The sequence below is a fragment of the Nostoc sp. UCD121 genome (assembly GCF_014222285.1).
Taxonomy (GTDB): Bacteria; Cyanobacteriota; Cyanobacteriia; order Cyanobacteriales; family Nostocaceae; genus Nostoc.
Genome location: NZ_JACKZS010000046.1, coordinates 32605 through 41409 on the forward strand (window position 1 = coordinate 32605; position 8805 = coordinate 41409).

Here is an 8805-nt window from a genome sequence, read left to right on the forward strand (position 1 = left end):
GCTTATGAGATGAGAAAACAAAGAGCGATCGCAGTTGATTTGTTCGCTGGCGCGGGTGGTATGACTCTTGGCTTTGAACAAGCTGGTTTTGACGTGCTAGCGTCTGTAGAAATCGACCCTATCCACTGTGCAACACATGAGTTTAACTTTCCTTATTGCTCAGTGTTATGTCAAAGTGTTGTGGATACAACCGGTGAAGAAATTAGGAGCCGATCTAATATTGGCGATCGCGAAATTGATGTGGTAATTTGTGGCTCACCATGTCAAGGATTTTCTCTAATTGGTAAACGGGTTGTTGACGATCCGCGAAATTCTTTAGTGTTTCACTTTCATCGCCTGGTTTTTGAGCTAAAACCGAAATTTTTTGTAATGGAAAATGTCCGGGGAATCACAGTCGGGCAACATAAACAAATCCTCCAATCTTTAATTAGCGAGTTTAAAATTTACGGCTATAAAGTAGAAGAAAATTACCAAATTCTCAATGCTGCAAATTACGGAGTACCACAGTCACGTGAGAGATTATTTCTCATAGGTGCAAGGGAGGATGTAGAATTACCGAAATATCCTCAGCCAATTACTAAACCAGCCCTACCAAATAATTTAACCTCTAAAAAAATATCTGATATACCCTTGAGTCCTACAGTATGGGATGCGATTAAAGATTTGCCCGAAATAGAAAAATATCCTGAGTTAGTAACAAGAGATTGGGTCGTTGGAGAATACGAAAAGCCTAGTAACTATGCTCGTGTACTTCGGGGTATTAAATGCCTAAAAAATGATTATTCTTATAAACGTGAATATGATTTACGAATCCTTTCTTCAAGTTTAAGAACAAAACATTCTGCAGAAACTATTCAACGTTTTCATGAAACTGAACAAGGTGAAAGAGAAAAAATTAGTCGTTTTCATAAGCTACATCCTAGTGGTGTCTGCAATACTTTAAGAGCCGGAACAGACAAATATAGGGGTTCTTTCACATCTCCTAGACCGATTCATCCATTTACGCCTCGTTGTATTACAGTTAGAGAAGCGGCGAGATTACATTCTTACCCCGATTGGTTTAGGTTTCATGTAACCAAATGGCACGGATTTCGGCAAGTTGGTAACTCTGTACCACCACTCTTAGCCAAAGCTGTGGCGAGTGAAATTATTCGCAGTTTGAATATTTCGCCTTTTAAACCGAGTTTGCGATACAAGTTGGGAGACGAGAAGCTACTACAGTTTAAGATGTCGCAAGCGGAGCAATATTATCAGTGTGAGCCATAATACACTTTGTAATATGTGCAAGGTTCGGCTAAGTCCAAGTACGGAAAAATGTACTATCTTCCCAGACATTAGCAGCTGCCAGTGCGATCGCTGTTAATTCTTCCTTTTTGAGAGGCACAAAAGCTCGCGCTATCTTGACATTGCTCTCTAATTGTGAAATAGTTTTTGCCGCAACTACACAACAATGTACTCCAGGCTGAGACATTGTGTAACCTAAAGCTTGCTCCATACCTGTCAACGCACCTGGTTTAAACAGTCGACCATAAGCCGGGACTTTCATCGCAATCACACCGACATTTTTTTCTTGAGCAACTGGTAGAACCACCGGGATAAATGGATGTGGGTGGTGTTGGTCGGCAGCATTCACAGGTATGAGTGTAGTGTGGAAAGGATAGCGGCGTAAGCCTTCGGCAATCACTTGAGGATCGTGATGTCCGGTAATACCTGCGAAGCGCACCAGTTTTTGTTGTATGGCTTCTTCTAAAGCTTTAATTGCGCCAGATGGACTAAAAATGGTGTCGAGTTCTTCAGAAAAAGAAACGTGATGCAACTGCCACAAATCGAGATAATCTGTATTGAGACGTTTTAGCGATCGCTCCAATTCCCGCCATGCACCATCCCGATCTCTTTGATCAGTCTTGCTTGCTAGAAATATCTTTGAGCGATGGGGTGGTAGCACTTTGCCTAAATAATCTTCACTCGGCCCATAACTAGCTGCTGTATCAAAGTAGCGAATGCCAAGTTCCAGCGCTTTTTGAATAATTGCCATAGCATCATCCTCTTCTCCTTCGCCGCCGGATAGTGGCGTTTGTCCTGCTCCAAACCCGAAGATAGGCAGATTTACTTCCGTGCGTCCCAGTACACGTTCTGGCATATTTGCTGGCGGTGTTGCAGTGTTGGTAGTATTTTGCCCAAAAGCATTAGTTGCCACAATACCTCCAGTCACAGCAATGCTGGTAATTAGAAAATTGCGCCGCGTCTTTCCTTCTGTCATGATTGGCTTCGGGGGCGAAATTAGTTTTATTATAAATTCTAGCTAGGGGGGATTAACTGGATATCCTTCTAAAGGATAGATCCAGATGTTGGTATGGAGGTAGAAGTCTATGCCTTGAATAGCATTTATAATTTTAGCGTTACCGATCAAATATTATGAAAATCTCACGCAGAGAGAAATAAAATATTTAGCTTTTTTAAACTAAGTTTTTGGAATAATTGATATTCAAATTCAGAAATGCCAAAATTTTTATGCATCTCGTTCTTGGCGAATAAACTTATCCACTTCTTCCGGTGTCGCAAAACTGCCTTTAGCAGAACCGATAAAGCTAGTTAGGGGCTTTTCAGAATGCTTTGGGGGTGACTCCAGAAGTACTATCACCTCTACAGTTGCACCTGCTGGAAGTTCTGGAGAAGAGATTTCTACTACACCACCAGGTTTGACGATCGCGTGTTGCCTGAGTCCATTAATTATGATAATTTATCCTCATTAGCGACGGAATATCGGACTCCTTTTTCTAGTTTAGCTTTGAGGTGCGATCGCATTACTTACTACCGACCGCATTTTTAAGAGCGTAGTTAATATTTTTCTGATACTCTATGATTTTTTGTTGAGCGATTGCATAATTTGGGCTGGAAGATGGCACAGTTCTCATAAGTGCGATCGCAGCTTCCCACTGACTCACAACTGTCTTCCACTCATCTGGAGATTTTGCTGATTGAGTAAGGTTAGCTGCATTAATTGCTTTACTTACTGCTTCTGGGAACGTATCAGTTTGAAGTAATACAGTTGGAGATTCTGAAATAACTGGTGAGGGTGTAACTAATACAGACTTTGATGGTATTTCTGTTGGAATTTTAGAGGTAAAGGAAAGCATTTGTACGAATTTTGAAGAAAAGTATATTCCTACAGATATTAAAAATATCAAACAAATCAGTAGCCACTTTTTATTTAAATTCCGATATTTATGTGGATTATTGATTCCTGTATTTTGTTGATCCTTTGGTAAAATATTTGATTTAATGGTGTGTATACCCATTTCACCGCGCAATTTATTAAGTTCTATGTCTCTGCTCGAATCAGTGTTAGATTTACTTGTATCTATTTTTTTAGAGACAGAATAAGAAGATATTATTCGGTGTTTTACCAAATATTCAATTTGATAAGTTAGTGCCCCAGCAGAAATATAGAAAAGTCCCAGTATCAATATTACATTATTATTAATGTTGGGAATTTGTGGGTAGTATTCAATTGCTCTGGCGTAGCTAGGATTAAATAATAACAGAAGTATTATTAAACACAAAGCTGTTGCCAGTGTAGAAATTAAAATTACAAGCCAAGCGTATAATCCTTCCCACCAACTCATTATTCCTGGTAATAATCCTTGTGTTCTACCTATTTCTGGTGCTTGAATTTCTGATATAAACCGGCTAACGAGCAAGTGTAAGAAGTGATGAGTAAAAGAAATGATAGGAATTGGAGATAGGATTAACAGGATTATAAATATAGCAAATAATTCTGGACTTTGTACAAAATATGCGATACGATACCCTACCTTTCCAGCATTATTGATTACAAATACAATAACTCTCAAAAAGAGAGTTAAAATTAATGCTTTTAACCAAGAGCTAGGATAAGGAAACCATAAAGGCCAGTGAAGTTTTTGTAATTTTTGTTTAGTATCTTCCTGAATATTTGGCTGTTTCATAATTAATGAACGTTTACAAGTTGATAAACTATTGTCTATCTTAATATTCCCCACTTATAGGCAAAAATGAAATTTTTTAAACTTTTATAGTCACATATTTCAAATTCGCTTAATTGATGAAAAGTTGGAAATAAATTGGTTTTAAACTCTTGTCTGGTACATCTATTTGAGGAAAATTCAATGCTAGCGTTCCTTTGTAATCACAGAGCTACCATTACTAATACTTACTTTTTGAATAAAAACATCAGTACAAGATGATAAAATATCAGCACCTATTTGATTAGCAATAAATTCAAAATCTTGGTTTGTTAATCCCCGCGCTGTATCGCCACTTAAATTAATAAAAATAGTTAAAAATTGAGATTCACTAGAAGACTCTTCATTATCTGCTGCTTCTAGTTCATCTTCTACTATACCTAGATTAAAATTCTTACTCCAATCTGGGAACTTCTTACCCGTTTGTTGTCCGTAAATTTTCACGCTTTCAATAGATGCAGCCCCTAAACCCGTTAAACCTTTGCGGATAAATGCAACTAAAATTTGCTGATTTGGTACTTGGGCAGATTCTAGCGTTACCTCTAAACAAGCATCTTGAAAGGCAACCTTTGCAGTGATCCCTTTGGGGTGTAGGTGGCGGTTCATTAGAGATGCGATCGCATCTACATCTCCCTGTTTTGCAAGTTCCAGAATATTTGGCTGTGTCATAACCACTAAAAGAGAAAATCTAGGAAAGTAAGCTTATATTCTTAGAATTCCCTCTTAACAGCCTTAAGTAACATTATGATGCGAAATATCAACTAACTTAGGCTAAAATATTTAGTATAAAGATAGTCTTTCATAGACTTTTGTAAAAAATATATTTCCCTGGATCAACATCGGTTTTTGCCCTTGCCAAATTAACAGGATTAATATTAATCAATTAAATTCCCATTTTCAATATGAAGTTTTATCGAGATCATGCTTGGCCTTCAACGCTGGAAGAAGCCATAGTTATCCAAGAAAAGCTGCGAGATCAAGTAATTACTGAGGATCAACTAGAAGAACCGATCCAGTACGTTGCTGGAGTGGATATGGGTTTTGAAGCGGATGGAACGATTAGCCGTGCAGCTGTCGCAGTACTGAGTTTTCCCGATTTACAAGTAATTGAGACGAGCCTAGCACACCGTCCTACTACCTTTCCTTATGTTCCTGGGTTTCTCTCATTTCGGGAAATTCCAGCTGTTCTCGATGCCCTGGAGAAAATTCAAACAACACCAAATATTATCCTGTGTGATGGTCAAGGAATTGCTCATCCCCGCAGATTAGGTATAGCTAGCCATTTAGGGTTACTGATAGATATGCCAACAATTGGTGTAGCTAAGTCTAGGTTAGTAGGCAAGTATGAGGAATTGCCAGAAGCCAAAGGCAGCACACAACCACTAATATATAAGGATGAAATGGTTGGGGTTGTTTTGCGATCGCGCACCGGAGTAAAACCTTTGTATATCTCCAGTGGCCATCGAATTAGTTTACCGACAGCGATTGACTATGTATTACGCTGTACGCCCAAATATCGACTGCCAGAAACTACACGCATTGCTGATAAATTAGCGTCGGATAGATAAAGCTTGTTGAAGTTTTTTCTAAATACTTGCTTGCGCCTACTTAATCATGTTAGGAATCGCACAGAAGGAAGTTGAAGTAGCTAAATACGAATTACGAAGTTAGAACAATGAACGCACTAACTTTACAGTGGCACGATGCAGGTCAAGATAAAACTCAGAACATTTACGAACAACAGCCAAGTCAAAATCCTGGTACTGTCCGCATTGGTCGAGATCCCCTACGGTGCGATATTATTTTGAGTCATCCTACTGTATCTGGTCTGCACGTTGAAATCTTTTTTCATCACCAGCAACAGCGCTTTTATATTAGGAATTTGCGATCGCAAAATCCTCCCCTAATTGATGGACGGCAATTAGTCCAAGGTGAAATGCCTTTAACAGAGGGTACTAGTATCTCTTTAGGACAAGTAAAACTTAACGTTACTAAAGTTTCCACAGGCAGCATTCCAGCAACAATTTTAATGCCACCGCATCCCGGACATCATCACCATTCACCAACACCTCCCGCGCCACCGCTAGGAATTTATGGTCTAGAATGCCCCAAATGTCATAAAGTTTCCCCAGGAGAGAATCTACAAATTGGCTGTCATTGGTGTGGAACATCTTTAGCTGCGGCTGTGAGTGTGTTGGTAGCACCGGGTAGTTGAAAAGAAGGGCAAAGGGGCAGGGGAGCAGAGGGGAATAACTGATGACAAATGACTTACAAATCCAATTGAGTTGGGAAGAACCAGCGACGGGTGAACGGCGAGAACCAAGGTTGAATATGCCGATCGCTTTTGGTCGAGAATTCCCCCGCTTACCTGCCGAACTCAGGGGAGTGCGCGTTTCTCGGATGCTGCTTAACAGTAACGAAGTTTCTCGCTACCATGCCCTAATTGACTGGGAACAAGACCATCTAGTGGTGATTGACCAAGGCAGCGTCAACGGTGTATATGTCAACGGTAAACCACAAAAGCGCAGTGTTTTAGCTAATGGCGATACATTGCAAATTGGCCCATACCTAATCACAGTGAAATTTGGTGCTAGCATCTCTGAACCAGATACCAGCCCCCCTTCAACGATTCACTTCAACGCAAATACCAATCTTCCAGACCCCACATTGCCTGTAGCCCAGCCGCTAACGCCCTTGGCAAGTAATTTCCCGCCACTAGCGTTTCAATCAGAAAATGTCGCCGTCCAAGCGCTTTATGCTACAGGTCTATCAGTAGATGAATCTGATTATCTAGCGATCGGGGCAGGATTGGGTAGCTTTGTTTGGGCTGATTTGCTGCGAATTAGTGGTGTGCGTCCTGACAAGATTGTAGCTTTGGGATTGGAAGCAGAGCCTTATGCTCGTTACAAGCGCCTTTGTTTGAATTCGCAAATTCCCTTATATGAAAGACTGCGTTCTAATTCTGACTCTTGCCCTGATAATATTTGGGGTTGGCCTAGTTATGCCTTGCGCGAAGCTTGGCGTGATTGCAGCAAGGGACAGATAAACTCAGCATTGAAGTATTTGTGGCAAGTGTTTGCTGAACCAACATTTGCTGAAACTTATACACCCCGTGCGGGTAATGTCTTTGATTCCATAGACAGGGAGGCGAAGCGTATTGGTTGGAATCAAATTTATCGCTATGGGCGAGTTAGGGCAATTCGCAAAACTGATGATGGCAGATATTGCGTAGCCTATTCTCGCGCCCCAGGAAATTATGCTTTTTTAGTTACTCGTTATTTACATTTAGCTACTGGATATCCAGCAATTCAGTTTCTTCCAGATTTGCAAGCTTATAGAGAAAAATATCAAGATTTTAAATCTGTCGTCAATGCTTATGAAGCCCACGATCATGTTTATGAGCAACTAGAACGACAAGGTGGTACGGTATTGATTCGGGGGCGGGGAATTGTGGCTTCGCGGATTATTCAGCGCATTTATGAAGCCAGAAAGCGAAATCCGAATATTGCAGTTTTGCATTTAATGCGATCGCCTAAACCTCAAGGTAACAAATTTCAAAATACCCAGCGCCTAGTCAAAAATCATTACGAATTTCAACCCTTTAACTGGCCTAAAGCTTGTTGGGGCGGCGAACTCCGAGCAATGTTAGAAAAAGCCACCCCCGACGAACGCAAGCGTTTACTAGCAGACTGGGGTGGAACAACCACCGCTGACCGCCAAGACTGGCAGCAAATTACTGCCCAAGGCATCAGCGAAGGCTGGTATCAAATTACCTTCGGTGAGGTTTTGGATGTAGAACGAGATGCCCAAAACCGGACTATTACCCATATCCGAGAACAAAGCTTTGGGGAGATGAAGTTGCTAGCTGACTTTATTGTTGATGCTACTGGACTGGATGCTAAAGTTGATGCCAATCCTCTAATAGCAGACTTAGTGAAACATTACAATCTCCCAGTGAATCATCTGGGACGATTGACTGTAGCAAACAATTTTGAACTAGTAGAAATGCGTAGTGGCAAAGGTCAAATGTATGCTGCTGGGGCTATTACTTTAGGTGGCCCTTATGCCGCAGTTGATAGTTTTTTGGGCTTACAATATGCTGCATTAGTCGCCGTTGATGGACTCGCAGCCACCCGTGCTACTGGAGTCCATCGTTTGAATAGTATAAATTCCTTTAGGCAGTGGTTGAAGTGGGTGTTAAATCAGTCACCTTAGTTTGATAATGCACTAGGCAGGAGAAATACAGTATTTAACTGTTGCAGGCTTTGCTGCTTGAAAATTTCTAAAGGGAGATAAGAGCCTATTTATAAATTAAATATTAAGTAAGGAGTGTTAACGCTGTTTAGGAATTTGAGGGTTTGATGAAAGTCTAATTTAGGCGTAACGTACCTAAAATTGTAGGGTACGTTACGCGTGCTTTAACGCATCCTACAATTTTAGGTTTACTGGCTCTTGTGTTGGTTTTATGGTAAGGCATTAAAATAGCCGTTTTATACAAAGGCTCAAAAGCTTCAAATCCAGTCATAGTAAGAAATATAGGCTCTGATTAAATTTTATTTATTATTCGACTCCATAAAAGGAACTAAAGAACCGGTTTACTTTATAAATGGTGTCTAACAACGATCCGAAGAAGATTTGGAAACAGTTAGAAGCTAAACTTTATTCTTGGTTAAGAAATTATAGTAATTAGGCTATGTCTACAATCCTCTACGCGATCGCATTTCGCCAAACATATCAAATTTTACAACCCGCACAAGCGGGTTTTGTTTTTTAGATAGATATAATTAAAAGGCAGGATATG

The 8805-nt window shown here is 40.3% G+C and carries 8 protein-coding genes; 4 read left to right on the plus strand and 4 right to left on the minus strand.

What is annotated here, in order from left to right; translation table 11 throughout:
- The first annotated feature begins 9 nt into the window (after positions 1-9).
- Positions 10-1266: a DNA cytosine methyltransferase gene (locus GNF10_RS12465; RefSeq protein WP_260446298.1), complete on the plus strand. Its 1257-nt coding sequence runs from the start codon at positions 10-12 to the stop codon at positions 1264-1266.
- Between the two features lie 28 nt (positions 1267-1294).
- Here GNF10_RS12465 and GNF10_RS12470 read toward each other — a convergent pair whose 3' ends face one another.
- The 4 genes from GNF10_RS12470 to GNF10_RS12485 form a co-directional block, all read right to left on the minus strand.
- Entirely contained in the window at positions 1295-2260 is a 966-nt protein-coding gene (locus GNF10_RS12470; RefSeq protein WP_185585197.1) for an aldo/keto reductase, read from the minus strand.
- A gap of 249 nt (positions 2261-2509) precedes the next feature.
- A complete protein-coding gene (locus GNF10_RS38515; protein WP_260445948.1) occupies positions 2510-2641 on the minus strand; it encodes a hypothetical protein in 132 nt (43 codons plus the stop codon).
- Between the two features lie 163 nt (positions 2642-2804).
- Positions 2805-3968, minus strand: coding sequence for a hypothetical protein (locus GNF10_RS12480; protein ID WP_185592192.1), 1164 nt, complete (start codon positions 3966-3968; stop codon positions 2805-2807).
- Between the two features lie 183 nt (positions 3969-4151).
- Positions 4152-4673 carry a hypothetical protein gene (locus tag GNF10_RS12485; protein WP_185580412.1) on the minus strand — a complete coding sequence of 174 codons (522 nt, stop codon included), beginning with the start codon at positions 4671-4673 and terminating at the stop codon, positions 4152-4154.
- Between the two features lie 233 nt (positions 4674-4906).
- On the opposite strand from GNF10_RS12485, the gene nfi reads away from it, so the two are divergent.
- From nfi to GNF10_RS12500, 3 genes are all read left to right on the plus strand, one after another.
- Positions 4907-5572, plus strand: coding sequence for a deoxyribonuclease V (gene nfi / locus GNF10_RS12490; RefSeq protein WP_185580413.1), 666 nt, complete (start codon positions 4907-4909; stop codon positions 5570-5572).
- 107 nt (positions 5573-5679) lie between these two features.
- The gene (locus tag GNF10_RS12495) at positions 5680-6219 is read left to right on the plus strand and encodes an FHA domain-containing protein (protein WP_185580414.1); all 540 of its coding nucleotides are present in this window, start codon (positions 5680-5682) and stop codon (positions 6217-6219) included.
- A 41-nt stretch (positions 6220-6260) separates the two neighbouring features.
- Positions 6261-8219: an FHA domain-containing protein gene (locus GNF10_RS12500; RefSeq protein WP_185580415.1), complete on the plus strand. Its 1959-nt coding sequence runs from the start codon at positions 6261-6263 to the stop codon at positions 8217-8219.
- Positions 8220-8805 lie beyond the last annotated feature (586 nt).